We start from the raw sequence: 25,015 nt of genomic DNA on the forward strand, positions 1-25,015 counted from the left end.
CTATCCGGGGTCTTATGACCCTGCTCGCCATCGACACCGCCCTCGAGAACTGTTCCGTCGCCCTTGAAGCCGGCGGGACCGTCTTTTTGCGCGAGCGGACGATCGGCAAGGGCCATGCCGAACTGCTGATGCCGGAGATCGCCGCCGTGCTGGCCGAGGCCGGCGTGTCGGCGGGCTCGCTTTCCCGCATCATCGTCTCGGTCGGCCCCGGCTCGTTCACCGGATTGCGCGTCGGCATTTCGGCGGCGCGCGGGCTGGCGCTGGTCAATTGCGTCCCGGTCGTCGGCGTCACGACGCTAGAGAGCCACGCAGCACTTGCCGCGCGGGAGAGACCCGAGGGAGCAGACCGGCCGATCCTGGCGCTATTGCCGGCGCGCGGCGACGAACTCTACGGCCAGCTTTTTTCCGCCTCGCTGCAGCCGCTCGGCGAAGCGACGCTCGGCCCGATCGAGGCGTTCGCGGCACTCGCGGCGGATCGGGATGCCGATCTCGCCGGGGCCGGGGCGCTGCGGCTCGAGCGGCCGGACCGGGTCGTCCATGCGCGCTCGGCGCCCGATATCGCCACGCTGCTTGCGCGGGGCGCGGCGCTCGATCCGGCAACGCATCCGCCCAAGCCGCTCTACATCCGGCCGCCCGACGCGCAGCCGCAGCACCACAAGGGAATCCAGCGCCAATGATGGACATGCTGCTTCGCCCGCGGATCATCATCGATCCGGCCGAACCCGCCGACATCGAGGCTCTCGTCGAGATCCACGCGGCTGGCTTCCGGCGCGGCTGGAGCGCCGACGAGATCGAGGCGCTGATCACCGACAAGACGGTGTTCAGCCTCGTGCTTCGCCGCGAGACGCTGTTCGGCGCCCGCCGTCCGCAGGGCTTCATCCTGGTCCGCACCGTCGCCGACCAGGCCGAGGTGCTGACCATCGCCGTGGCGCCGTCGAGCCGCGGACGGGGTTATGGGCGCCAGCTGATGGAGGAGGCGCTGCGCAGCCTCTATCGCGACCTGGTGCCGGAGATCTTCCTCGAGGTCGACGAGGGCAACCAGAGCGCCGTGCGCCTCTATCAGTCGCTGGGATTCCTCGAAGTCGGCCGGCGAAAGGGTTACTATAGCGATGGCAAGGGGCCGGGTGGCACGGCGCTTGTCTTGCGGCTGCAGCTCCGTTGAGCAATGGGATCAAGGTGGGGCAGGAGATGAGTGTGACGCCAGAGCTTCAGCATCCGACGACCCTCGAAGACGCTTGCGTCGAGAAGGGCATGCGCATGACCGAGCAGCGCCGCATCATTGCGCGCGTGCTCGATGTCGCGACCGATCATCCCGATGTCGAGGAGGTCTACCGCCGCGCCTCGGCGATCGACCCGCGCATCTCGATCTCCACCGTCTACCGCACGGTGAAGCTGTTCGAGGACGCCGGCATGATCGAGCGGCATGATTTCCGCGACGGCCGCAGCCGCTACGAGATGGTCTCGGACGAGCACCACGACCATTTGATCGACCTGCGCAGCGGCGACGTCATCGAGTTCCGCAGCGAGGAGATCGAGGCGCTGCAGGAGCTGATCGCCAAGCGTCTCGGCTACCGGCTCGTCGATCATCGGCTCGAGCTCTATGCCGTGCCGATCGACGACAAGTCTGCCAAGGGCGCCAAGGGCGGCAACTGATGCGCTGGCTCCGGCGCGCTGGCGTTCTGGTCTACCTGCTGCTGGTGACGCTGGTCCTGCTGCCGGTGCAGTTGTTCGCGATGCGGTTTCGGCCGCGCCTCGCCGCCCGCGTGCCGATGTGGTGGCAGCGCGCCGCCGCGCGCAGTCTCGGGCTGAAAGTGCGGGTCGAGGGCAAGCCAACGGCCGACCGGCCGCTGCTGATCGTTTCCAACCACGTCTCCTGGGTCGACATCGTCACGCTCGGCAGCGTGCTGCCGGTTTCCTTCATCGCGAAGAACGAGGTCGCCGGCTGGCCGGTGGTCAGCTGGCTGGCCAAGCTGCAGCGAAGCGTCTTCATCGATCGCACCCGCCGGACGGCGACGGCCGCCTCGAATAGCGCCATCGCGGCGCGGCTCGCCGGCGGCGAGGCGCTCGTGCTGTTCGCGGAGGGCACCACCGGCGACGGCATCGAGGTGCTGCCCTTCCGCAGCGCCCTGGTCGGCGCCGCGCGCGACGCCGGCGGCGGGGCTCCCATCACGGTGCAGCCGGTCGCGATCGTCTATGTCGGCTTTCAGGGCCTGCCGATCGAGCGTTCGCGCATGGCCGACATCGCCTGGCACGGCGACATGGATCTCGCCCCGCATCTGGCGGCGATGATCGATATCGGCGCCATCGACGCCGTCGTGGCGTTCGGCCAGCCGATCGCCTTCGGGCCGGATACGGACCGCAAGCAGGTGACGGCGAAGGCCGAGGCGGAAGTGCGGGCGCTGGTCCGTTCGGTCAAGGCGCGCGGCGTCCGGAACATGACGGTCACGGCAGCGTCACCGGACGCGGCTATTCTCAGCGAGACAGAAAGCAGCTAGGAAGGGCAGGCGACGGCAAAATCCGTCGCGGGCGATCATGCCAGAGCCAAACCGTGGCGGTAGATAACCGGATCAATGACCGGAACCCAGGAAAAGAAGCGCGTCTTCATCAAGACCTACGGCTGCCAGATGAACGTCTACGATTCCGATCGTATGACGGATGCGCTGGCAAGCGATGGCTACGAAGCGACCGATAGCGCCGAGAACGCCGACCTCGTCCTCCTCAATACCTGTCACATCCGCGAGAAGGCGGCCGAGAAGGTGTATTCCGAGCTCGGGCGCCTGCGCGTGATGAAGGAGGAGGCGGCCCTGAAAGGCCGCACCGTGACGATCGGCGTCGCCGGCTGCGTCGCCCAGGCCGAGGGCCGGGAGATCGCCCGGCGCGCGCCGGTGGTCGATCTCGTCGTCGGGCCGCAGTCCTACCAGCACCTGCCGCAGCTCCTGCGCGATGTCGCGAAGGGCAAGCGGGCGGTCGAGACCGAATTCGCCATCGCCGAGAAATTCGACCGCCTTCCGGCCGCATCAAGAGAGCGGACGCGGGCGCGCGGCGTCACGGCGTTCCTGACCATCCAGGAAGGCTGCGACAAGTTCTGCACCTTCTGCGTGGTTCCCTATACGCGCGGCGCCGAGGTTTCGCGCCCGGTCGAGAAGATCGTGCAGGAAGCCGAGCGGCTGGCCGATGCCGGCGTGCGCGAGGTGACGCTGCTCGGCCAGAACGTCAACGCGTGGCATGGCGTCGGCACGGACGGCCGCGAATGGGGCCTGGGCGAGCTTCTGTTCCGCCTGGCCGAGATCCCCGGCCTCGATCGGCTGCGCTACACGACCAGCCATCCGCGCGACATGGAAGACAGCCTGATCGCCGCCCATCGCGATCTGCCGTCGCTGATGCCCTATCTGCATCTGCCCGTTCAGGCCGGCTCCGACCGGATCCTCGCGGCGATGAACCGCAAGCACAAGGCGGACGACTATCTCCGCCTCGTCGACCGCATCCGCGCCGCCCGCACCGACATCGCGCTGTCGTCCGATTTCATCGTCGGCTTCCCGGGCGAGACCGACGCCGATTTCGAGGCGACGATGCGGCTGGTCGAGACGGTCGGCTATGCCGCCGCCTATTCGTTCAAATACAGCCCGCGCCCCGGCACACCCGCCGCCGGCCATGACAACCATGTCCCGGAAGCGGTGATGTCGGAGCGGCTGCAGCGCCTGCAGGCGCTCATCCTCGACCAGCAGACCGCGTTCAACCGCTCCAAGGTCGGCGAGACGCTGGACGTGCTGTTCGAGAAGTCCGGCCGGCTTCCCGGCCAGCTCATGGGCCGTTCGCCCTTCCTGCAGGCCGTGCTGGTCGATGGCGATGCCGAACGCATCGGCACGATCGGCCGGGTCACCATCGACAGCCTCGGGTCGAATTCGCTGTTCGGCACGCTGGCGGAGCCGGTTCCCCTGTCGACAAAGGAAAGCCATCTCGTGGAGGTCATTTCGTGAATGCACGCTCCAATACGCCGTCCGGTCATCCGGCTGCGCGAGGCGCCGACATGGCGCATGCCTCCGATATCGCCCATGTCGTGATCGCCTTCGACGATAACCGTCTGGCGAGCGAGCTCCTGGGCCAGTTCGACCAGAACCTCGCCATTATCGAGCAGAAGCTCGGCGTCGAGGCGGTGGCGCGTGGCAACCAGGTGACGATCCGCGGCCGGCCCGAGGCCTGCGCGCAGGCAAGGCTGGCGCTCGACCTGCTCTATGTCCGCCTGCAGCAGGGGCACGAGGTTGGTCCTGCCGACGTCGAGGGCGCCATCCGCATGGCGGTCGCCGATGACGAGCAGCTCTCCCTGCCGAGCCTGGAGCCGAAGGGCCGGCTCGCCATGGCGCAGATCTCGACGCGCCGCCGCACCGTCATGGCCCGCAACCCGGCCCAGGACGCCTATATCCGCGCCATGGACCGCGCCGAGCTGGTCTTCGGCATGGGGCCTGCCGGCACCGGCAAGACCTATCTCGCCGTCGCCTATGCTGCGGCGCTGATCGAGCGCGGCGACGTCTCGCGGCTGATCCTCTCGCGCCCCGCCGTCGAGGCTGGCGAACGGCTCGGCTTCCTGCCCGGCGACATGAAGGAGAAGGTCGATCCCTATCTCCGCCCGCTCTATGACGCGCTCTACGACATGATGCCGCCGGAGAAGGTCGAGCGTGGCCTGACCTCGGGCATGATCGAGGTCGCCCCGCTCGCCTTTATGCGCGGCAGGACGCTGGCGAATGCCGTCGTCATCCTCGACGAGGCGCAGAACACCACCTCGATGCAGATGAAGATGTTCCTGACCCGCCTCGGCGAAGGCTCGCGCATGATCGTCACCGGCGATCCGACCCAGGTCGACCTCCCGCCCGGCCAGGTCTCCGGCCTGGTCGAGGCGAGCGAGCTGCTGCGCGACGTGCCCGGCATCGTCCAGATCAAGTTCACGGATGTCGACGTCGTTCGCCATCCGCTCGTCGGCCGCATCGTGCGCGCCTATGACAAGGCGCCGCCCCGGCAGGTTCCGCAGGCGCGTCCCGCACGCGCGGGAGGCACCGCATGAGCGGCGAGACGCTGCCGATCGCCATCGACCTTCTGGTCGAGGCCGGCGACTGGCCGGACGAGGACGAACTGGCTCGGCTGGTGGCCGGCGCCGTCGAGGCGAGCTTCGCCATCGGCCGGCTTCCGGCCGTCAAGGGCTCGGAACTGTCGGTCGTCTTCACCGACGACGAGCATGTGCGCCAGCTCAATGCGGACTATCGCGACAAGGACAAGCCGACCAACGTGCTGTCCTTTCCCGGCAGTCCGCCGGATGCCAAATTGTTCGGACCGCTGCTCGGCGACATCGTCGTTGCACGTGAAACAGTGGTCGCCGAGGCCCTTGAGCAGGGGCTGGCATTCGAGGACCATCTGACCCATCTGGTGGTGCACGGGTTGCTTCACCTCTTCGGGCATGATCATCTGGAGGATGACGAAGCGGAACGCATGGAGACTCTGGAGACGGAGATCCTGGCGCGCCTCGGCATCGCCGACCCCTACGCCGAAAGCGCGCTGTGATGGCGGCGGTAGCGAAACCACTGAAAACGACGGACGATGAGTGACACTGAGACGCCCGGTTCGAGCGCTGAATCGAACCCTGAACCTCCAAGTAGTCAGACCTCCGCGCCGGAGCCGCGCGAGGTCGAACGCGCCCCGGAAAGCTGGCTGGACCGCTTGCGCCAGGCCGTTGGCCTGAAGGCCCCGGGCTCGCTCCGCGAAGACATCGAGGATGCGCTGGACGCCGGCGAGGAGGACGATACCTTCTCGGCCGAAGAGCGCCGGATGCTGCGCAACATCCTGAAGCTGCGCGAGGTGCGCGTCGACGACGTGATGATCCCGCGCGCCGACATCTTCGCCCTCGACGTCGACAAGACGATCGGCGAAGCGGTCGCCGCCTTCCGCGATTCCGGCCATTCGCGCATGCCGGTCTATCGGGAATCGCTCGATGACCCGATCGGCATGGTCCATATCAAGGACCTGATGGACTACATGATGACGGCGGCGACCGCCGAGGGCGGGCTCGACCTGAGCCGCGTCGATCTCGGCGTCGGCCTGTCGCAGGCGTCGGTCATCCGCGAGGTCCTGTTCGTGCCGCCCTCGATGCATGCGACGACGCTTCTGTCGACCATGCAGGCGAAGCGCGTCCAGATGGCCGTCGTCATCGACGAATATGGCGGCACCGACGGTCTCGTCTCGCTCGAGGATGTCGTCGAGATCGTCTTCGGCGATATCGAGGACGAGCATGACGACGAGGCGCCGATGATCACGCAGGAGCCCGACGGCGCCTATCTCGCCGACGCCCGCGCCGATCTCGACGATCTCGAGAAGGTGCTCGGCACAAGGCTCGATCTCGGCTCCGAGCATGACGACGTCGACACGCTGGGCGGGCTCGTCTTCACGCTGCTCGGCCGCATTCCCGCCACCGGCGAGCGGATCGACGTGCCGGGCGGGCTGGAGTTCGAGATCCTCGAATCCGACCCGCGCCGGGTGAAGCGTCTGCGGATCCGCCGCCCGGACGCGGCCGCGGCTTGACCGCCGCCCGGGTCTCCCGCATCCATGTCGGCGCCGCGCCATCCGTGGCGCTGCGCCGATAGCAGACGGGAGATCATGGTCCTTCGCTCCAATTCTCCGATCGCGCCCGCCGGCGGCCGCCTTCGCTGGCTGGCGTCCGGCTGGTCGCGGCTCGCGACCGCCTTCGGCGCCGGCGCGCTCTCGGCGCTGGCCCTGCCGCCGCTCGGCTGGTTTCCCGTTCTCTGGCTGACGCTGCCGGTTTTCGTCTGGCTGCTGGACGGGGCGACCAGCCCGTCCGGCGCCTCGTTGCTGGCGCGGGCGCGGCCGGGCTTCGTGACCGGCTGGAGCTTCGGCTTCGGCTATTTCGTCGGCGGCCTCTGGTGGATCGGCGCCGCCTTCCTGGTCGATGCCGCGGAGTTCGCCTGGCTGATGCCGCTCGCCGTGCTGGCGCTGCCGGCCGGGCTCGCCCTGTTCTGGGGCGCAGGCGCTGCCATCGCCCGCTTGTTCTGGCCACAAGGCTGGCGGCGCGTCGTCCTCCTCGCCGTCTGGCTCAGCCTCGCCGAATATCTGCGCGGGCATCTCCTGACCGGCTTCCCGTGGAACGCCTTCGGCTACACGCTGATGCCGGTGCCGCTGATGATGCAGGTGGCGTCGCTGGTCGGCGTCTGGGGCGTGACGCTCCTGGCCTTCCTCGTCTTCGCCGCGCCGGTGCTGCTGTTCGGGCGTGACGGCGGCGAACGGACCGCCGATCGCTGGGCGTTCGCCGTGCTGGCGGCGCTGTTCGTGGCCGATCTCGGCTATGGCGCCTGGCGTCTCGCCTCGGCCGACGCGACCATGGTGCCCGGCGTTCGGCTGCGTCTCGTGCAGCCGGTGATCGCACAGGACGAGAAATGGGCCTCCGGCCGCGACGACGAGATCCTCGGCCGCTATCTGAGCCTCAGCGCCAAGGGCATGCAGGACGGCCAGCCGCCGCCCTTCACCCATCTGATCTGGCCGGAGACGGCCTTTCCCTTCCTGCTCGCCGAAAAGCCGAACGCGCTCGCCACAATCGGCGCACTGCTGCCGGAGGGAACGACGCTGATCACCGGCGCCGCGCGGGCCGAAGCGGTGCTCGGCGAGGAAGTCGAACCCCGGGTTTTCAACAGCCTGCAGGTCATCGATTCCGCCGGCGTCATCCGCGACAGCTATGACAAGGTCCACCTCGTGCCGTTCGGCGAGTACCTGCCGTTCGAGGGGTTGTTCCGCCGGATCGGGCTTCGGCAGATGGTGGCGCTGCCGGGCGGCTTCGACGCGGGCAGCCGCGCCGCCACGATCGCCGTGCCGGGAGCGCCGGCCTTCGGGCCGCTGATCTGCTACGAGATTATCTTCCCCGGCGCCGCGATTGACCCGCAAAATCGGCCCGGATGGCTGGTCAATGTGACCAATGACGCATGGTTTGGCGATACACCGGGACCTTGGCAACACTTGCATCAGGCAACCATACGTGCCGTAGAGGAAGGTTTGCCGGTGGCAAGAGCTGCTAATTCCGGTATATCCGCAGTTATAAATCCATATGGTAACCTTATTGCTGACCTTGGTATCGGGTCGTTCGGCGTGTTGGATGCTCCGCTACCGAGTGCGCTGCCAGCAACCATCTATTCAACTTATCGTGACCACCTCTATTTCGCCTTGATCATACTGGCATGGGTTGTGAGTTCTACTGGCCGTTTCACCCGGACTAAACAGCGCAATTGACACGCTGAAGGTGTGGTTGCATTTTGCGGACGGGCGGGGCTTGTATAATCGGCGATCGATGCCGGATGTGAGTGCAGGCACGTACGGCCGGTGGGAGCGTGGCTCAGTCAGGTCTGGTACGTATCGCATGGGTCTAGGAGAATAAGCCCTTGATGGCTAACAAAAAGCAGCCCAATCCCGTTGATATGCACGTGGGTGGGCGCGTCCGGCTCCGCCGGATGATGCAGGGAATGAGTCAGGAGAAGCTGGGCGAGAGCCTTGGCATCACCTTTCAGCAGATCCAGAAGTACGAGAAGGGCACCAACCGCATCGGCGCGAGCCGGTTGCAGCACATTGCCCAGGTCTTGGAAGTTCCGGTCTCCTTCTTCTTCGAGGATGCGCCGGGTTCGTCCAACGACAGCGGCTTCGCGGAATCGCGGCCCGCGGCCTTCGTGACCGATTTTCTCACGAGCACCGAAGGGTTGCAGCTGAACAAGGCCTTCATCCGGATCAAGGATCCGAAGGTTCGCCGGCGCATCGTCGATCTGGTTCGCGCCGTGGCTGGCGAAGAAGCGGAAGATTGAGCCGGCTATCGCTCTGAACGGGCCAGGCGCAGAAGTTTGTTCCCCAAAAGGGCCATTCCGCGCCAACTCGCCCTTTGCGGCTTGACCCGCTGAACGTACTGGCTAAAAAAGCTCATCGGTTTTCGCCGGGGCACCCTGCTCCGGCCATTTTCTGCGCGGGGTCCGGTTCAGTGTCGAGAACGTCCTACCTGTTCACGAGTGAGTCTGTTTCCGAAGGGCATCCCGACAAGGTCTGTGACCGTATCTCCGACGAGATTGTCGATGCTTTCTTCCGCATCGGCCCGGAACAGGGCTGGGATCCCAGCCATCTCCGTGTCGCTGCCGAGACTTTGGCTACCACCAACCGCGTGGTGATCGCGGGCGAAACCCGCGGCCCGGCGGCGATTACCCGGGATCTGGTGTCCCACATCGCCCGTCTGGCGATCAAGGATATCGGCTACGAGCAGGACGGCTTCCATTGGGAGACGGCCAATGTCGACGTGCATCTGCATGCGCAGTCGGTCGACATCGCCCAGGGCGTCGACTCGGCCGGCAACAAGGACGAGGGTGCCGGCGACCAGGGCATCATGTTCGGCTATGCCTGCTCGGAGACGCCGGAACTGATGCCGGCGCCGATCTTCTACGCGCATCGCATCCTGAAGCGCCTGTCCGAGGCGCGCCGCTCGGGCGAGACGCATGCGCTCGGCCCCGACGCCAAGAGCCAGGTCACCGTCCGCTACGAGAACGGTCAGCCGGTCGAAGTCACGCAGATCGTGCTTTCGACCCAGCATCTCGACGAAAACCTGAGCTCGAACGACGTCCGCTCGATCGTCGAGCCCTATATCCGTGAATCCCTGCCGCAGGGCTGGATCAACGACAAGACGATCTGGCACGTCAACCCGACCGGCAAGTTCGTCATCGGCGGGCCGGACGGCGACGCGGGCCTCACCGGCCGCAAGATCATCGTCGACACCTATGGCGGCGCGGCTCCGCATGGCGGCGGCGCCTTCTCCGGCAAGGATCCGACCAAGGTCGACCGTTCCGCCGCCTATGCCGCGCGCTATCTGGCGAAGAACGTCGTTGCCTCGGGCGCCGCGTCGCGCTGCACGATCCAGCTTTCCTACGCCATCGGCGTCTCGCAGCCGCTGTCGATCTATGTCGATCTGCACGGCACCGGCCGGGTCGACGAGGCCAGCGTCGAGAAGGCGCTCGCCGAAGTGATGGACCTGTCGCCGCGCGGCATCCGCGAGCATCTCCAGCTCAACCGTCCGATCTATGCGCGCACCTCCGCCTACGGGCATTTCGGCCGCGCGCCGGAAGAGGATGGCGGCTTCTCCTGGGAGCGGACCGACCTCGTGGAACAGATCCGTAAATCCCTGTGACCGTCGCGGAGCACGCGTCTCGGCGCGATTCTTTCTATGGCCGGCGCAAGGGACACAATCTCCGCGCCGGTCAGGCCGAAACCCTGGCCGATGTGCTTGCCCGCCTTAGCGTGGATACGTCCGAGCCGGCGCCCAAGGCGCTGGCGGAGCTGTTCGCGGCGCCGGTCGGCGACGTCGTGCTGGAGATCGGCTTCGGCGGCGGCGAGCATCTCGTCCACCGGGCGACGACCGAGCCGGACATTGGCCGCATCGGCGTCGAGCCCTTCGTCAACGGCATGGCCAAGGCGGCTTCCGCCATCGATGCCGGCGGCCTGACGAATGTCCGTCTGTTCGACCGCGATGCGGCGGAGCTGCTCGACTGGCTGCCGCCGGCGAGCCTCGCGGCGATCGATCTGCTCTATCCCGATCCGTGGCCGAAGTTCCGCCACTGGAAGCGGCGCTTTGTCTCCGAGAAGAACCTCGACCGCTTCGCGCGCGTCCTGCGTCCGGGCGGGCAGTTCCGCTTTGCCTCCGACATCGAGTCCTATGTCGAGTGGACGCTCCTGCATGTCCGCGACCATGCGGAATTCCGCTGGACCGCGCGCGACGCCGACGACTGGCGCAAGCCCTGGGCCGGTTGGCCCGGAACCCGCTACGAGCAGAAGGCCTTTCGCGAGGGCCGGCAGGGCAGCTACCTGACCTTCGAGCGCTGCTGAGCGGCTCCAGGATGGCGGATCGCCAAGGCGATCCGGCCGGAAAACGCGCCGCCGCTGCGTCACCGCCGCAGCCTGGAACGGCGGCCGAGCCGCTTTTGCTTGCATTCCAGCGCTTCTGGGCCTATACGGCACTCATTCATCTCAAACGTTCGGTTCGTAAGAGAGAGTGGACCTCCGGGCCCGCTCCGGCCGGATGCACCCTACGAGATCACGCACGGAGCAACCTTTTGGCGGACATCGCCCCGGAAAACGAAGCACGCATCGTCACCGAGACCGGGCTCGACGCCCGCGTCGCGGAGATTGTCGAACCCATCATCGAAGGGCTCGGCTACCGCCTGGTGCGCGTCAAGATTTCCAACCGCAACGGCCAGACCGTGCAGATCATGGCCGAGCGGCCGGACGGCACGATAACGGTCGAGGATTGCGGCGCGATCAGCCGGAACATTTCTCCGGCGCTCGATGTCGAGGATCCGGTTTCGTCCGCGTACCATCTGGAAGTATCATCGCCCGGCATCGACCGGCCGCTGGTCCGCCGTTCGGATTTCGCCCGCTGGGCCGGCCACATCGTCAAGATCGAGCTGAGCGCGCCCATCGAAGGGCGCCGGCGCTATCGCGGCGTGCTGCTCGGCCTCGACGGCGACGCGACGGGCCTGAAGCTCGAGGATGCGCCGGAAGGCGCGCCGGACCGGGTCCTGCTGCCGCTCGACGCCATCACCGACGCCAGGCTGGTCATGACCGATGCCCTGGTCGCCGAGACGCTGCGCGAGGCCAAGCGCCTCCAGCGCGTCGAAGGCGTTGGCGACGTCGACGACAATGATTTGACGGATGAGACCAGCGACGCGTGAAGCGCGGCGCCGGCAACAAGATCAGGTTAACGGAGACAGGACGATGGCAGTCAGCGCCAACCGCCTAGAACTTCTGCAGATCGCCGACGCGGTTGCCCGCGAGAAGGTCATCGATCGGCAGATCGTGATCGCGGCCATGGAAGATGCGATCCAGAAGGCGGCCCGCTCCCGCTACGGTTCGGAGACCGACGTTCGCGCCGAGATCAACCCGAAGACGGGCGAGATCCGGCTGCAGCGCCTGCTCCAGGTCGTCGACGTCGTCGAGAACCCGGCCGTCGAGATCTCGCTGGAGCTGGCGACCGACCAGAATCCCGCCGCTCGCGTCGGCGACTACATCGCCGAAGCCCTGCCGCCGATGGATTTCGGCCGCATCGCCGCCCAGTCGGCCAAGCAGGTCATCGTGCAGAAGGTCCGCGAGGCCGAGCGCGATCGCCAGTTCGACGAGTTCAAGGATCGCATCGGCGAGATCGTCAACGGCCAGGTCAAGCGCGTCGAATACGGCAACGTCATCGTCGATCTCGGCCGTGGCGAAGGCATCGTCCGTCGCGACGAGATGATCCCGCGCGAGGCGTTCCGCTATGGCGACCGCATCCGCGCCTATGTCTACGACGTCCGTCGCGAACAGCGCGGCCCGCAGATCTTCCTGTCGCGTACCCATCCGCAGTTCATGGCGAAGCTGTTCGCGCAGGAAGTGCCGGAGATCTATGACGGCATCATCGAGGTGAAGTCGGTCGCCCGCGATCCGGGTTCCCGCGCCAAGATGGCCGTGATCTCGCGCGACAGCTCGATCGATCCGGTCGGCGCCTGCGTCGGCATGCGCGGCAGCCGCGTCCAGGCCGTCGTCAACGAGCTCCAGGGCGAGAAGATCGACATCATTCCGTGGTCTCAGGACGCCGCCACCTTCATCGTCAACGCGCTGCAGCCGGCGGAAGTCGCCAAGGTCGTGCTCGACGAAGACGCCGCGCGTATTGAAGTTGTCGTCCCGGATGACCAGCTATCCCTTGCGATCGGTCGTCGCGGCCAGAATGTCCGCCTCGCGTCGCAGCTCACGGGTTGGGATATCGACATCCTGACCGAGCAGGAAGAATCCGAGCGCCGCCAGAAGGAATTCCAGGAGCGTTCCGCGCTGTTCAACACGGCGCTCGATGCCGACGAAGTCGTCGGCCAGCTGCTGGCTTCCGAAGGTTTCGCCTCGCTCGAGGAAATCGCGTTCGTCGAACCCGAGGAACTCGCTTCGATCGAAGGCTTCGACGAGGAAACCGCCGCCGAGCTGCAGCAGCGCGCCCGCGATTATCTCGACAAGCTCGAAGCCGAGCATGACGAAGAGCGCAAGTCGCTCGGCGTCGCCGACGAGCTCAAGGAAATTCCGGGCCTCACCAGCTCGATGCTGGTCGCGCTCGGCAAGGACGGCGTCAAGACGATCGAGGATTTCGCCGGCTACGTGCCGGACGACCTGGTCGGCTGGGCCGAGCGGAACGAAGGCGAGACCACCCGCCACGGCGGCGTGCTCGACGGCTTCAGCCTGACCCGCAGCGACGCCGAGAACATGATCATGACGGCTCGCGTCAAGGCGGGCTGGATTACCGAAGAGGAAGCTGCGGCTGAGCAGGAAGCAAACGCCGAAGGCGAAGAGGCTGAGGCCTGAGCCCGTTCTGAGCGCGGAGAAACGACTTGCCGCGTAAGAGCGAACCCACCACACGAAGCTGCATCGTCTCCCGCGAGACGATGCCGCCCGAGAAGCTGATCCGCTTTGTCCTCGACCCGGAAGGTCAGGTCGTCCCGGATCTCCGGCACCGCCTGCCGGGCCGCGGCGTCTGGGTTACGGCCCGCGCCGACATGGTCGCCCTGGCCGAGAAGAAGCGGCTGTTCAGTCGCGGCTTCAAGGAAGAGGTCAAGGTCGAGCCGGGCCTCGCAGGGCGGGTCGAGAAACTGTTGGAGGATTCGGCCCTGCAGGCCGTCTCCTTCGCAAGGAAGGCCGGCGAGATCGTCACCGGCTTTGCCAAGGTCGAAACGGCCATCGCGCGAGACGCGGTAGCCGGCATCGTCCAGGCGCAAGAGGCCGGCGACGATGGTCGGCAGAAGATCGACGCGGCCTTGAAGCGTCGTTTCGGCAGGGCCAATGCCGTTCCTGTGATCCGTATCTTTCGATCGGAGCAATTGGATTTGGCATTGGGCCGGTCAAATGTGATACATGCTGCTCTGCTCGCGGGCCGGGCGAGCGAAAATGTGTTAGAGCGTGTCGCCGCGCTCGCCTGTTTTCTGGGTGAAGACGGGCTCGTTGCTATTGGCGATGACGTTGGCGCGATCGACGCGCCGCAAGTGCGTGATACGAACGTGTCGGCAATGGCCGAAGACCCCGCAGGACAGAAGACCGAATGAACGATACGAACAACAGCGGCGACAAGGACCTTGGCGGCGCGAAGAAGACCCTGAGCCTCAAGGGCCGCGATTCCGAACGCGGTACCGTGCGCCAGAGTTTTTCGCATGGCCGGACCAATACGGTCGTCGTCGAGAAGAAGAAGCGGGTTCTGATGCCTGGCAAGGGTGAGCCGTCCGCGGCTGCGCCAGTTGCGCCGCGTCCGTCGCCCGCTCCCTCGCCAACCTCTTCGGTACGGCCGATCCAGTCCTCCGCGCCGTCGCGGCAGGGACCTGCTGCGCCGGCCCAGTCGCCGCGTCCGCAGGGCGGTCGTTCGGGCATGGTGTTGCGCCAGCTCTCGTCCGACGAGCTCGACGCCCGCGCCAAGGCTCTCGCCGATGCACGCATCCGCGACGCCGAGGAACGCCGCCAGGCCGAACTCGATGCGATCCGCCGCGCCGAGGAAGAGGTCCGTCTCGCCAAGGAGCGGGAAGAGGCAGCCAAGCGCCAGGCCGAGGAAGATGCTCGCCGCGCCGCCGAGGCCGCTCTTCGAGAGAAGACCGAGGACACGGCTCGCCGGCGTCTGAACGAAACGCCGGCTCCGGCTCGCCAGCCTGCCGCGGCTCAGCCGTCGGCTCGCCCCGCCGCGCCGACGCAGCGTGATCCCAACGCAACCGAGAAGCCGGTGCAGCGCACCTCGGCTCCGGGTGCCCGTCCTGCCGGCCGTGGCGCCGACGAGGATGATCGCTCCGGCGGTCTCCGTCCGTCGACGACCAAGCGCCCGAAGGCCGTGGATCCGAAGCCGGTCAAGAAGGAAGAGGGCAATCCGCGCGGTCGCCTGACGCTTTCCAACGCGCTGAACGATTCCGAGCGCGAGCGTTCGCTGGCTTCGGTTCGCCGTCGCCGCGAGCGTGACCGTAACCGTCACATCGCGCAGGGTCCGCGCGAGAAGGTTTCTCGCGAAGTCACCCTGCCCGAGACGATCACCATCGGCGATCTCGCGAACCGCATGTCGGAACGCGCCGTCGACGTGATCAAGCTGCTGATGAAGCAGGGCCAGTTGCTCAAGGCCACCGACGTGATCGACGCCGATATGGCGCAGATCATCGCCGAGGACATGGGCCACACGGTTCGCCGCGTCGCCGATTCCGACGTCGAGGAAGGCCTGTTCGCCGCGCATGACGAGCAGGGTGAACTCATCAGCCGCGCCCCGGTCGTCACGATCATGGGCCACGTCGACCACGGCAAGACGTCGTTGCTCGATGCGATCCGCAAGACCAATGTGCAGACCGGCGAGGCGGGTGGCATCACGCAGCATATCGGCGCGTACCAGGTCGAGCAGAACGGCCAGAAGATCACCTTCATCGACACCCCCGGTCACGCTGCCTTCACGGCGATGCGTTCCCGTGGCGCCAAGTCGACGGATATCGTGATCCTGGTCGTCGCCGCGGACGATGGCGTGATGCCGCAGACGATCGAGGCGATCAACCACGCCCGCGCCGCCAAGGTGCCGGTCATCGTGGCGATCAATAAGATCGACAAGCCGTCGGCCGACCCGACCCGGGTCCGCACCGAGCTGCTGCAGCACGAGATCTTCGTGGAATCGATGGGCGGCGAGACGCTGGACGTCGAGGTTTCTGCCAAGACCGGCGAAAATCTCGACAAGCTGCTCGAGACCATCCTGCTGCAGGCCGAAGTGCTCGACCTCAAGGCCGATCCCAACCGTTCGGCCGAAGGCACCGTCATCGAGGCCAAGCTCGACAAGGGCCGCGGCCCCGTCGCGACGGTCCTGGTCCAGCGTGGTACGCTGCGCCCGGGCGACATCGTCGTCGCCGGTTCGGAGTGGGGCCGCGTCCGCGCGCTCCTCAACGATCGCGGCACGGCGATGCCCGAAGCAGACCCGTCGACCCCGGTCGAGGTGCTCGGCTTCCAGGGCGCGCCGGCAGCGGGTGACCGCTTCGCCGTCGTCGAGACGGAAGCGCGTGCACGTGAAATCGCCGATTACCGCGCCCGTCAGAAGCGCGAGAAGGCTGTTGCCCGTCAGACGACGGCGCGCGGCTCGCTCGCCGAGATGATGAGCCAGCGCAAGAGCTCCGGCCTCAAGGAATTCCCGCTCGTCATCAAGGGTGACGTGCAGGGTTCGGTCGAGGCCATCGCCGGCGCGCTGGAGGCTCTCGGCACCGACGAGGTCCAGGCCCGCATCATCCTGTCGGGTGTCGGCGGCGTCACCGAGTCGGACGTCACCCTCGCGGCGACGTCGAACGCGGCGATCATCGGCTTCAACGTCCGTGCCAACAAGCAGGCCCGCGACGTGTCCGAGCGCGAAGGCATCGAGATCCGCTACTACAACATCATCTACGACCTCGTGGATGACGTGAAGGCGGCGATGTCCGGCCTGCTGACGCCGGAACGGCGCGAGACGATGCTCGGCAATGCCGAGATCCTCGAGGTGTTCCACATCTCGAAGGTCGGCAAGGTCGCGGGTTGCCGCGTCACCGACGGCACTGTCGAGCGCGGCGCCAATGTCCGCCTCATCCGCGAGAACGTGGTCATTCACGAAGGCAAGCTGTCGACGCTCAAGCGCTTCAAGGACGAAGTCAAGGAAGTGCCGGCGGGCCAGGAATGCGGTATGGCCTTCGAGAAGTACGAAGACATGCGCGCTGGCGACATCATCGAGTGCTACCGCGTCGAAGAGATCAAGCGCTCGCTCTAAGGCGCGGGCGTCTCGAAATCGAAGTCGAGGTGACGAACGCGGCCGCTCCGGTCGCGTTCGTCCCGTTTTTGAATGGTTCGGCCGGGCGGATGTCGCGGCTTGAGGCGGCACCGCGAGAGCGGTCCGCACGCGCCGCCTGATCGGCGCGATGGAGTATTCCCGAAATGGCCAGAACGGCTGCCAATGGTAAGAAGATCGGCGTTGCCGGCCAGCGCCAGCTTCGCGTCGGCGAGCTCGTGCGCCACGCGCTGTCGGAGATTCTCGCGCGCGGCAATCTGAACGAGCCCGCCCTCGACGGCGTGATCGTGACGGTTCCGGAAGTGCGGATGTCGAACGATCTCAAGCTCGCGACCTGCTATGTCATGCCGCTCGGCGGCAAGGACGCCGACGCCGTCGTGGCGGCGCTCGATACGCACCGCAAGTTCCTTCGCGGCGAAGTCTCGCGCCGGGTCGACCTGAAGTTCGCGGTCGACCTCAAGTTCAAGGTCGACACCTCGTTTGCCGAAGGCGCGCGGATCGATGCGCTGCTGCGCACCGACCCGATCGTCCGCCAGGACATCGAGACCGCGCCGCGCGACGACGACGCCACCGACGAAGAGTAGATCATGGCCCAACGCCAGAAGAAGGGGCGGCCGGTTTCCGGCTGGCTCAATCTCGACAAGCCGCTCGGCATGACGTCGACCCAGGCGGTCTCGGTCGTGAAGCGCCTGTTCGGCGCCCAGAAGGCCGGCCATGCGGGGACGCTGGACCCGCTCGCCACCGGCTGCCTGCCGATCGCGCTCGGCGAGGCGACCAAGACGGTCCCCTATGTCATGGACGGCCGCAAGGTCTACGGCTTCACCGTCCGCTGGGGCGAGGAAACCCGTACCGACGACGCCGAGGGCCAGCCGGTCGCCACTTCCGACGTGCGGCCGACGCGCGCTGCGATCGAGGCGATTCTTCCCGAATTCATCGGCGAGATCATGCAGGTTCCGCCCGCTTTCTCCGCCATCAAGGTCGAGGGCGAGCGCGCCTATGACCTGGCGCGCGACGGCGAGGACGTGGTGCTCGAGGCGCGGCCGATCCAGATCCACCGGCTCGACCTGGTCGAGATGCCGGACGAGCATACCGCCGTCTTCGCCGCCGAATGCGGCAAGGGCACCTATGTGCGGGCGATCGCGCGCGACATGGCGCGGGCGCTCGGGACGCGCGGCCATGTCGTCGGTCTCCGGCGCCTGCTGGTCGGCCCGTTCGAGGAGGCCGCGATGATCAAGCTCGACAGCCTCCGCGCCCTGCACGAGGAGGGCGGCTCCGAGGCCTGTGACCAGGTGATGGGGCCGGTCGAGCTCGCGCTCGGCGATCTGCTCGAAGTCCGACTGAACGACACGGATGCAGCCCGGCTCCGCAACGGCCAGAGCGTGCTGCTGCGCGGGCGCGATGCGCCGGCGAATGGCGAGACGGTCTTCGCGACATCCGCCGGAACGCTGGTCGCGATCGGCGAGGTCGAGCGCGGCGAATTCCATCCCTCGCGCGTTTTCGTCGGCGCGTGAGACGGGCCGCCGGAAACTTTCTTCTGGCTATTGACGCCCATTTCGGCCATATAGGCCGCGCTCCCGGAAGGTCATTTGGCCTTGCGGGCGTCGTCGCTTGGAGCGGCGACCGTGCTGGACGACATCCCGGCACTGGCCGCCAGACCCGGCGACAACGCGACGGTATCGGCCGTTCGCGTCGTTCGAGATCGTGATGCCGAGCCTTGCGAGACTGCCAGACGATGCCGGTTTGACGGCATTTCGGCGAGATCGCGGCATCCGGTCAGACTTTGACAACGCCGGCATGCGCCGGACGAAGAACCCCAGGAAAGGGATACCCGATGTCGATCACAGCTGCCCGTAAGGCGGAACTGATCAAGGAATACGCCACCGTCGAGAACGACACGGGCTCGCCGGAAGTGCAGGTCGCGGTGCTCTCGGAGCGCATTGCCAACCTGACCGAGCACTTCAAGGGTCACACCAAGGACAACCATTCGCGCCGCGGCCTTCTCAAGATGGTCAGCCAGCGCCGCAGCCTGCTCGACTATCTGAAGAAGACGGACGAGCAGCGCTACAAGACGCTCATCGAGCGCCTCGGCCTGCGTCGCTGAGACAGGCGGGCCGCCGGCCCGCCTCCAAAGACGCTCGTACGGCGCGGCGGCATGGGGCTGCCGCGCACATTGCCCGCGGATCAGCGGTCGAGCCATGGCAGGATCGCCGGATGCTTTTCACCTCGCAGGTCTGAAAGCCTCCCGCCGTCTTGCTCATGGCTCCTTTGGCGCATCCGCGCAGGAAAGGAATTGCCATGTTCGATGTTCAACGCGTCGAAATTGAATGGGGCGGTCGCCCGCTCATTCTCGAGACCGGCAAGGTGGCCCGTCAGGCCGACGGCGCCGTGCTCGCCACTTATGGCGAGACGACCGTCCTGGCGACCGTCGTCGCCGCCAAGGCGCCGAAGGCCGGCGTCGACTTCTTCCCGCTGACGGTGAACTATCAGGAAAAGACGTTCGCCGCCGGCAAGATCCCCGGTGGTTTCTTCAAGCGTGAAGGCCGTCCCTCCGAGAAGGAGACGCTGACCTCGCGCCTGATCGACCGTCCGATCCGTCCGCTGTTCCCGGAAGGTTTCCGTTGCGAGACGCAGGTCGTCACGACGGTCCTCTCGCATGACCTCGAGAACGATCCCGATATCGTCGCCCTCGTCGCCGCCTCGGCGGCGCTGACGATCTCCGGCGTGCCCTTCATGGGCCCGGTCGGTGGCGCCCGCGTCGGCCTGATCGACGGCGAGTTCGTGCTGAACCCGCTGCTCGAGCAGAACGAGAGCTCGAAGCTCGACCTCGTCGTCGCCGGCACCCAGGACGCCGTGCTGATGGTCGAGTCGGAGGCGCAGGAGCTCTCCGAGGAGACGATGCTCGGCGCCGTCATGTTCGGCCATCGCGGCTTCCAGCCGGTGATCGACGCGATCATCCAGCTCGCCGAGAAGTCCGCCAAGGAGCCGCGCGAGTTCGCCCCGGCCGACCTGTCGGCGATCGAGACCGAGATGCTCGGCATCGCCGAGACGGAGCTGCGCGCCGCCTACAAGAACACCGTCAAGCAGGAGCGCTATGCCGCCGTCGACGCCGTCAAGGCGAAGGTCACGGCGCATTTCTTCCCGGAAGGCGAAGAGCCCCGCTTCGACAAGGAGAAGATCGGCGCCGTCTTCAAGGAGCTCCAGGCGAAGATCGTTCGCTGGAACATCCTCGACACCGGCAGCCGCATCGACGGCCGCGATCTGAAGACGGTCCGTCCGATCGTCTCGGAAGTCGGCGTCCTGCCGCGCACGCACGGCTCGGCGATCTTCACCCGCGGCGAGACGCAGGCCCTCGTGGTCGCGACGCTCGGCACCGGCGATGACGAGCAGTTCATCGACGCGCTGGAAGGCACCTACAAGGAAACCTTCCTGCTGCACTACAACTTCCCGCCCTACTCGGTCGGTGAGACCGGCCGCATGGGTTCGCCCGGCCGCCGCGAGATCGGTCACGGCAAGCTCGCCTGGCGCGCTGTCCGTCCGGTCCTGCCGAACCACCACGAGTTCCCCTACACGCTGCGTGTCGTCTCCGAGATCACCGAGTCGAACGGCTCGTCCTCGATGGCAACCGTCTGCGGCACCTCGCTGTCGCTGATGGACGCCGGCGTGCCGCTGAAGCGTCCGGTGGCGGGTATCGCCATGGGCCTGATCCTCGAAGGCGATCGCTATGCGGTCCTCTCCGACATCCTGGGCGACGAGGATCACCTCGGCGACATGGACTTCAAGGTCGCCGGCACCGCCGAGGGCGTCACCTCGCTCCAGATGGACATCAAGATCGCCGGTATCACCGAGGAGATCATGAAGGTCGCTCTGGACCAGGCGAAGGGTGGCCGCGAGCACATCCTCGGCGAAATGGCGAAGGCGCTGACCACCGCGCGTCCGTCGCTCGGCGAGCATGCCCCGCGCATCGAAGTGATCCAGATCCCGACCGACAAGATCCGCGAAGTGATCGGTTCGGGCGGCAAGGTCATCCGCGAGATCGTGGAAAAGACCGGCGCCAAGATCGACATCTCCGATGACGGCACCGTCAAGGTCGCCTCCTCGGACGGCAAGGCGATCACCGCCGCGCTGAACTGGATCAAGGGCATCGCCGCGGAGCCGGAAGTCGGCGCCATCTACCAGGGCACCGTCGTCAAGGCCGTCGATTTCGGCGCCTTCGTCAACTTCTTCGGCGCCAAGGACGGCCTGGTCCACATCTCGCAGCTGTCCAACCAGCGCGTGGCGAAGACCCAGGACGTCGTCAAGGAAGGCGACAAGGTCTGGGTCAAGCTGCTCGGCTTCGACGAGCGCGGCAAGGTCCGCCTCTCGATGCGCGTCGTCGACCAGACGACCGGCGAAGAGATCAAGGAAAAGACGGAAGCCGCCGGCGAGTAATCGCCCGCTTCCCTCTCGCGAACAAGAAAGGCCCGGCGAGCGATCGCCGGGCCTTTTTGTTTGTCGTTTCGTGCCGGCTGTCCGAAGCCATGCCGGATGGCAAGCTGAGGGCAAAAAAAAAGCCCGGCTGCGGCCAGCCGGGCTTCGAGTTCAGGATCGTACGGTCGCGGTCAGGCGACCATGGTGCCCGGGGCGGCGGCCGTCACGGCGGCGTCGACATGGGTCTCGAACTTCTCGAAGTTCTTCAGGAACATGCCGACCAGCTTCGCCGCCTGCGCGTCGTAGCCGGCCTTGTCCTGCCACGTCTTGCGCGGGTGCAGGATGTGCGGCTCGACGCCGGCGACGTCGGTCGGCACCTGGAAGCCGAAGGTCCGGTCGGTGTAGAAGCGCCCGGTCTCCAGTGAGCCGTCGAGGGCGGCCGAGAGCAGCGTCCGCGTCGCCTTGATCGGCATGCGGCGGCCGGTGCCGTAGGCGCCGCCGGTCCAGCCGGTGTTGACCAGCCAGCAGGCGACGCCATGCTCGGCGATCAGGCTGCGGAGCAGATTGCCGTATTCGGCCGGATGGCGCGGCATGAACGGCGCGCCGAAGCAGGTCGAGAACGTCGCCTGCGGTTCGGTGACGCCCTTCTCCGTGCCGGCGACCTTGGCGGTGTAGCCGGACAGGAAGTGGTACATCGCCTGTTCCGGCGTCAGCTTGGCGATCGGCGGCATCACGCCGAAGGCGTCGGCGGTCAGCATGACGATCGTCTTCGGATGGCCGGCCCGGCCGGTCTCGCTGGCATTCGGGATGAAATGCAGCGGGTAGGCGGCGCGGGTGTTCTCCGTCTTCGAGGCGTTGTCGAAGTCGATCTGACGGGTGGCCGGATCGATCGCGACATTCTCGAGCACGGTGCCGAAGCGCTTGGTCGTCGCGAAGATCTCCGGCTCGGCCTCGGCCGAGAGCTTGATCGTCTTGGCGTAGCAGCCGCCCTCGAAATTGAAGATGCCCTCCGGACCCCAGCCATGCTCGTCGTCGCCGATGAGCGTGCGTTTGGGATCGGCCGAGAGCGTCGTCTTGCCCGTGCCGGAGAGGCCGAAGAAGACGGCGGCGTCATCGTCGGGGCCGACATTGGCGGAGCAATGCATCGGCATGACGCCCTTCGGCGGCAGCGTGAAGTTCAGGTAGGTGAAGACAGCCTTCTTCATCTCGCCGGCATAGGACGTGCCGCCGATCAGCACGATGCCGCGGGTGAAGTCGCAGGCGATCACTGTCTCGGTCCGGCAGCCATGCCGGTCCGGATTGGCCTTGAAGCTCGGCAGATCGAGGATCGTCAGCTTCGGGACGAAGGTCTTCAGCGTCGCCGCTTCAGGCCGGATCAGCAGGTTGCGGATGAAGAGCGAATGCCAGGCCTTCTCGGTGAAGACGCGCACCGCGACGCTCTCGGCCGGGTCGGCGCCGCCCTGCAGGTCCTGCGCGAACAGTTCGCGCCCCGAGGCATGGGCCAGCATGTCGGCATGGAGCACCGCGAAATGCGCCGGCGACATCGCCTTGTTGTTGTCCCACCAGACGGCGTTCTCGGTCAGCGCGTCGCGGACGACGAATTTGTCCTGCGGCGAGCGGCCGGTATGGACGCCGGTCTCGACGGTCAGTGCGCCGTCAGCCGAGACCAGGGCCTCGCCGCGCCGCAGTGATTCCTCGTAAAGCGCCGGTGCCCCATAGTTCCAGTAGAGACCGGCCAGCCACTTCAAACCGAACTGGTCGGCGCCATGGGCAGGATTGCGAATGCCGTTCTCGGTCACGGGTCGTCTCCTCTGAGAGGCACTCGCTTCCTTCGCGAGGCCTCGCTCCGGGGAAGGGTGCGCCGCAACAGCGGGCAGCACCGGCTCTGCCGGCGGACAACGCCGCCGACAGGCCAGAACCTAGAGGATCGGATTTCGCGCCCGCAACAAAAACCGCGCAGGTTTAGTTGTCGATCGCCGATTAAATCGATTTAATCAGTCAGCACCAAGCAACGGACTCGGTTCGATCGGTTATTTCGAGCTCCAAACAAACAGAAAATTCCATTTGTTTGCAAATTGGCACTGTTATTCCATCGATCTCGCTTGTTTTGCGAAGGACTTCAGATAGCCGCCGGCCTCGCCAACCGTGGTTGCTCGCGTCGGGAAAGGCAGGCGGGCGCGCAATTCACTCGTAGCAATGTCGATGCCGTCCGGGTCGCAACCGGTCATCCGCCAGGCACCGGCCGGCAAGTTCAACAACTTGATTGCGTAGAAGCCGATGGCGTCGGCGTGATCGTCATTCATGTGCTCGACCACTCCTTTCTCGCCATTCAGCAGATCCTGGCAGTCGGAGTAATCGGGGATGAGATCCTTGCCCGGGACTTGCGCGATGTTGCCGAAGCCGGCGACGAGGTGCGAATTCGTGACGTTCATCACGTAATAGTGGAAGCCGGGCAGGGCGGAGGCGCGCGCGGCCTTGCCCTGGTGCTGCGCGTAGCGCCAGGCGGCGACCGGATCCTCGGTCTTCTCGAACGTGCCGACCAGCGTGATGCGGGCGCCGGCGAGCGGGTTGCCGCCTTCGCCGCCCGGGGCGACCAGCAGCAGCGAGGCGCGCGGATCGCGCTTCAGATTGTGGGTATGGACCGCGAGGTCCGAAAGGCTCAGAATCGGCCGGCCGTCGGGAAGGGTGCCGATGGTGACCAGCGTCGCGAACGGATTGCCAGCCTCGTCCAGCGTCGCGAGGCTTCCGGCGATCGGGCTGCGGATGACGGCGCGGCCGGTTGCAACCGGATCGAAGGGTGGATTGTCGAGCATTGTGCCTTCCTTGGAAACAAACACGTTCTAAAGATGATTATCATCATCAAGTTTCCATGTCTCGCTTTCGATGGCGCTTTCCCGGCCGATTGGCGCCGCGGGTTTAAATCCGCTAGGTTGCACGCCATATTTTCCGCGTATTCCTGCGACGTTTAGGCGGGGCGCCATCAGGAAACGCCAATGCCGGCTGCTTCGGGGCCGGTCAACGCCCCACCGGGCAAGCCTTCGGGAGACGCTCATCCATGCCGACGATCGCACTGGTCGACGACGATCGAAACATCCTCGCCTCCGTGTCGATAGCGCTGGAGTCGGAGGGATATCGTGTCCAGACCTACACGGACGGCGCTTCCGCCCTCGACGGGTTCCAGCAGTCGCTGCCCGACCTCGCCATCCTCGACATCAAGATGCCGCGCATGGACGGGATGGAGCTGCTGCGCCGCCTGCGCCAGCGCACCGACCTGCCGGTGATCTTCCTCACCTCGAAGGACGACGAGATCGACGAATTGTTCGGCCTCAAGATGGGCGCCGACGATTTCATCAAGAAGCCGTTCTCGCAGCGCCTGCTGGTCGAGCGGGTGAAGGCGGTGCTGCGCCGCTTCCAGCCGCGCGAGGCGGCGGTGCCGAACAAGGTCCCCGACGCCGCCCGCAATCTCGATCGCGGCGCGCTGTCGATGGATCAGGAGCGCCACACCTGCACCTGGAACGGCCAGCCGGTGACGCTGACCGTCACCGAATTCCTGATCCTCTACGCGCTCGCGCAGCGCCCGGGCGTGGTCAAGAGCCGCAACGCCCTGATGGACGCCGCCTATGACGATCAGGTCTATGTTGACGATCGCACCATCGACAGCCACATCAAGCGGCTGCGCAAGAAGTTCAAGGTCGTCGACGACGATTTCGATATGATCGAGACGCTGTACGGCGTCGGCTACCGCTTCAAGGAGGCCTGACGGCTGTCAGGCTTGGGAGA

Annotated in this window: 22 protein-coding genes and 1 pseudogene; 21 read left to right on the forward strand and 2 right to left on the reverse strand. The window is 66.4% G+C overall.

Annotated elements, in window-relative coordinates; genetic code table 11:
- The first annotated feature begins 14 nt into the window (after nt 1–14).
- From tsaB to pnp, 20 genes and pseudogenes are all read left to right on the forward strand, one after another.
- A complete protein-coding gene (tsaB, locus tag AC6HZP_RS00615; protein WP_497524989.1) occupies nt 15–677 on the forward strand; it encodes a tRNA (adenosine(37)-N6)-threonylcarbamoyltransferase complex dimerization subunit type 1 TsaB in 663 nt (220 codons plus the stop codon).
- Complete coding sequence (locus AC6HZP_RS00620) at nt 674–1,162, forward strand: GNAT family N-acetyltransferase (RefSeq protein WP_201401600.1); 489 nt, start codon at nt 674–676, stop codon at nt 1,160–1,162. The genes tsaB and AC6HZP_RS00620 overlap by 4 nt, the downstream gene beginning before the upstream one ends.
- 26 nt (nt 1,163–1,188) lie before the next feature.
- On the forward strand, nt 1,189–1,653 hold the full coding sequence (locus AC6HZP_RS00625) for a Fur family transcriptional regulator (RefSeq protein ID WP_201401601.1): 465 nt from the start codon (nt 1,189–1,191) through the stop codon (nt 1,651–1,653).
- Nucleotides 1,653–2,495 carry a lyso-ornithine lipid O-acyltransferase gene (olsA, locus tag AC6HZP_RS00630; protein WP_497524990.1) on the forward strand — a complete coding sequence of 281 codons (843 nt, stop codon included), beginning with the start codon at nt 1,653–1,655 and terminating at the stop codon, nt 2,493–2,495. Before AC6HZP_RS00625 ends, olsA begins: the two co-directional genes overlap by 1 nt.
- 75 nt (nt 2,496–2,570) lie before the next feature.
- Nucleotides 2,571–3,977, forward strand: a complete 1,407-nt coding sequence (gene miaB, locus AC6HZP_RS00635) for a tRNA (N6-isopentenyl adenosine(37)-C2)-methylthiotransferase MiaB (protein WP_497524991.1) — start codon at nt 2,571–2,573, stop codon at nt 3,975–3,977.
- Between the two features lie 50 nt (nt 3,978–4,027).
- On the forward strand, nt 4,028–5,056 hold the full coding sequence (locus AC6HZP_RS00640; protein WP_497526715.1) for a PhoH family protein: 1,029 nt from the start codon (nt 4,028–4,030) through the stop codon (nt 5,054–5,056).
- The gene (gene ybeY / locus AC6HZP_RS00645) at nt 5,053–5,550 is read left to right on the forward strand and encodes an rRNA maturation RNase YbeY (RefSeq protein ID WP_497524992.1); all 498 of its coding nucleotides are present in this window, start codon (nt 5,053–5,055) and stop codon (nt 5,548–5,550) included. Before AC6HZP_RS00640 ends, ybeY begins: the two co-directional genes overlap by 4 nt.
- A 156-nt stretch (nt 5,551–5,706) precedes the next feature.
- Nucleotides 5,707–6,564, forward strand: a complete 858-nt coding sequence (locus AC6HZP_RS00650) for a hemolysin family protein (RefSeq protein WP_244669686.1) — start codon at nt 5,707–5,709, stop codon at nt 6,562–6,564.
- Between the two features lie 75 nt (nt 6,565–6,639).
- Nucleotides 6,640–8,277 (forward strand): apolipoprotein N-acyltransferase, encoded by a 1,638-nt coding sequence (lnt, locus tag AC6HZP_RS00655; RefSeq protein WP_497524993.1) that lies wholly within the window; start codon nt 6,640–6,642, stop codon nt 8,275–8,277.
- A gap of 149 nt (nt 8,278–8,426) precedes the next feature.
- The gene (locus AC6HZP_RS00660; protein ID WP_201401606.1) at nt 8,427–8,840 is read left to right on the forward strand and encodes a helix-turn-helix domain-containing protein; all 414 of its coding nucleotides are present in this window, start codon (nt 8,427–8,429) and stop codon (nt 8,838–8,840) included.
- 170 nt (nt 8,841–9,010) lie between these two features.
- Nucleotides 9,011–10,201, forward strand: coding sequence for a methionine adenosyltransferase (gene metK, locus AC6HZP_RS00665; protein WP_201401607.1), 1,191 nt, complete (start codon nt 9,011–9,013; stop codon nt 10,199–10,201).
- Nucleotides 10,198–10,896, forward strand: coding sequence for a tRNA (guanosine(46)-N7)-methyltransferase TrmB (gene trmB / locus AC6HZP_RS00670; protein ID WP_497524994.1), 699 nt, complete (start codon nt 10,198–10,200; stop codon nt 10,894–10,896). Before metK ends, trmB begins: the two co-directional genes overlap by 4 nt.
- 227 nt (nt 10,897–11,123) lie before the next feature.
- Nucleotides 11,124–11,741, forward strand: a complete 618-nt coding sequence (gene rimP / locus AC6HZP_RS00675; RefSeq protein WP_497524995.1) for a ribosome maturation factor RimP — start codon at nt 11,124–11,126, stop codon at nt 11,739–11,741.
- Between the two features lie 43 nt (nt 11,742–11,784).
- Nucleotides 11,785–13,386, forward strand: a complete 1,602-nt coding sequence (gene nusA / locus AC6HZP_RS00680; RefSeq protein ID WP_201401610.1) for a transcription termination factor NusA — start codon at nt 11,785–11,787, stop codon at nt 13,384–13,386.
- Between the two features lie 26 nt (nt 13,387–13,412).
- Nucleotides 13,413–14,120: an RNA-binding protein gene (locus AC6HZP_RS00685; RefSeq protein ID WP_201401611.1), complete on the forward strand. Its 708-nt coding sequence runs from the start codon at nt 13,413–13,415 to the stop codon at nt 14,118–14,120.
- Entirely contained in the window at nt 14,117–16,810 is a 2,694-nt protein-coding gene (infB, locus tag AC6HZP_RS00690; RefSeq protein ID WP_497524996.1) for a translation initiation factor IF-2, read from the forward strand. Before AC6HZP_RS00685 ends, infB begins: the two co-directional genes overlap by 4 nt.
- A 164-nt stretch (nt 16,811–16,974) precedes the next feature.
- Complete coding sequence (rbfA, locus tag AC6HZP_RS00695; RefSeq protein ID WP_497524997.1) at nt 16,975–17,412, forward strand: 30S ribosome-binding factor RbfA; 438 nt, start codon at nt 16,975–16,977, stop codon at nt 17,410–17,412.
- A gap of 3 nt (nt 17,413–17,415) precedes the next feature.
- Nucleotides 17,416–18,339 carry a tRNA pseudouridine(55) synthase TruB gene (truB, locus tag AC6HZP_RS00700; RefSeq protein WP_497524998.1) on the forward strand — a complete coding sequence of 308 codons (924 nt, stop codon included), beginning with the start codon at nt 17,416–17,418 and terminating at the stop codon, nt 18,337–18,339.
- 308 nt (nt 18,340–18,647) lie between these two features.
- Nucleotides 18,648–18,929 (forward strand): annotated as a pseudogene (gene rpsO, locus AC6HZP_RS00705) (30S ribosomal protein S15); the annotation flags it as partial.
- A 194-nt stretch (nt 18,930–19,123) separates the two neighbouring features.
- Complete coding sequence (gene pnp, locus AC6HZP_RS00710) at nt 19,124–21,256, forward strand: polyribonucleotide nucleotidyltransferase (RefSeq protein ID WP_201401616.1); 2,133 nt, start codon at nt 19,124–19,126, stop codon at nt 21,254–21,256.
- 170 nt (nt 21,257–21,426) lie between these two features.
- On the opposite strand, the gene AC6HZP_RS00715 is transcribed toward pnp, so the two are convergent.
- Together AC6HZP_RS00715 and AC6HZP_RS00720 are read right to left on the reverse strand one after the other, a co-directional pair.
- Entirely contained in the window at nt 21,427–23,034 is a 1,608-nt protein-coding gene (locus tag AC6HZP_RS00715) for a phosphoenolpyruvate carboxykinase (protein ID WP_497524999.1), read from the reverse strand.
- 285 nt (nt 23,035–23,319) lie between these two features.
- A complete protein-coding gene (locus tag AC6HZP_RS00720) occupies nt 23,320–24,048 on the reverse strand; it encodes a HugZ family pyridoxamine 5'-phosphate oxidase (protein ID WP_497525000.1) in 729 nt (242 codons plus the stop codon).
- Nucleotides 24,049–24,290: 242 nt separating this feature from the next.
- Between AC6HZP_RS00720 and AC6HZP_RS00725 the strand changes: the two genes are divergently transcribed.
- Entirely contained in the window at nt 24,291–24,995 is a 705-nt protein-coding gene (locus AC6HZP_RS00725) for a response regulator transcription factor (protein WP_201401619.1), read from the forward strand.
- Nucleotides 24,996–25,015: the final 20 nt, after the last annotated feature.

Source organism: Kaistia sp. SLG-1 (assembly GCF_059699055.1).

What these genes read in the sequence shown, in the direction of transcription:
- rbfA (WP_497524997.1), top strand. Translation starts at nt 16,975, where the DNA reads ATGGCCAGAACGGCTGCCAATGGTAAGAAGATCGGCGTTGCCGGCCAG.
- infB (WP_497524996.1), top strand. Translation starts at nt 14,117, where the DNA reads ATGAACGATACGAACAACAGCGGCGACAAGGACCTTGGCGGCGCGAAG.
- AC6HZP_RS00725 (WP_201401619.1), top strand. Translation starts at nt 24,291, where the DNA reads ATGCCGACGATCGCACTGGTCGACGACGATCGAAACATCCTCGCCTCC.
- AC6HZP_RS00620 (WP_201401600.1), top strand. Translation starts at nt 674, where the DNA reads ATGATGGACATGCTGCTTCGCCCGCGGATCATCATCGATCCGGCCGAA.
- tsaB (WP_497524989.1), top strand. Translation starts at nt 15, where the DNA reads ATGACCCTGCTCGCCATCGACACCGCCCTCGAGAACTGTTCCGTCGCC.
- olsA (WP_497524990.1), top strand. Translation starts at nt 1,653, where the DNA reads ATGCGCTGGCTCCGGCGCGCTGGCGTTCTGGTCTACCTGCTGCTGGTG.
- truB (WP_497524998.1), top strand. Translation starts at nt 17,416, where the DNA reads ATGGCCCAACGCCAGAAGAAGGGGCGGCCGGTTTCCGGCTGGCTCAAT.
- AC6HZP_RS00720 (WP_497525000.1), bottom strand. Translation starts at nt 24,048, where the DNA reads ATGCTCGACAATCCACCCTTCGATCCGGTTGCAACCGGCCGCGCCGTC.
- nusA (WP_201401610.1), top strand. Translation starts at nt 11,785, where the DNA reads ATGGCAGTCAGCGCCAACCGCCTAGAACTTCTGCAGATCGCCGACGCG.
- ybeY (WP_497524992.1), top strand. Translation starts at nt 5,053, where the DNA reads ATGAGCGGCGAGACGCTGCCGATCGCCATCGACCTTCTGGTCGAGGCC.
- pnp (WP_201401616.1), top strand. Translation starts at nt 19,124, where the DNA reads ATGTTCGATGTTCAACGCGTCGAAATTGAATGGGGCGGTCGCCCGCTC.
- miaB (WP_497524991.1), top strand. Translation starts at nt 2,571, where the DNA reads ATGACCGGAACCCAGGAAAAGAAGCGCGTCTTCATCAAGACCTACGGC.
- AC6HZP_RS00640 (WP_497526715.1), top strand. Translation starts at nt 4,028, where the DNA reads ATGGCGCATGCCTCCGATATCGCCCATGTCGTGATCGCCTTCGACGAT.
- AC6HZP_RS00625 (WP_201401601.1), top strand. Translation starts at nt 1,189, where the DNA reads ATGAGTGTGACGCCAGAGCTTCAGCATCCGACGACCCTCGAAGACGCT.
- lnt (WP_497524993.1), top strand. Translation starts at nt 6,640, where the DNA reads ATGGTCCTTCGCTCCAATTCTCCGATCGCGCCCGCCGGCGGCCGCCTT.